Genomic DNA, 288 nt, shown 5'->3' on the forward strand with positions numbered 1-288 from the left:
GGTATGAGCTTCTTCGACGATTCCGTTCATGATTCGCGTGCTTGGTCCACACTGATACCAATTGGTAATCCAGACCGCGAAGCCGGTATGAAACAAAAGTTGATTAGCATGATTGCCCGGCGAAACGAGGAAAATAGGAAGGGTGTCGTAGCCGTAAAAGACATACTCTATTTAAAACTGCTTGGCCCAATCGGAGATCATATTCGCCGTAAGTTGAGTCCTCCGCTAACTCAGGACGAGTTGAGAGCGATATCCGATTATGAGAACACCGGACAGATTCCGCGAATG

General features: G+C 47.6%; 1 protein-coding gene. It reads left to right on the forward strand.

The genetic code is table 11. The annotated features are described in order from the left end of the window. Positions 1-108: 108 nt before the first annotated feature. The coding region (locus tag D0817_RS27295; RefSeq protein ID WP_238160968.1) for a hypothetical protein at positions 109-288 on the forward strand (180 nt) is incomplete at its 3' end.

Source organism: Flavobacterium cupreum (assembly GCF_003996965.1).
In the GTDB taxonomy this organism is placed as follows: domain Bacteria; phylum Bacteroidota; class Bacteroidia; order Flavobacteriales; family Flavobacteriaceae; genus Flavobacterium; species Flavobacterium cupreum.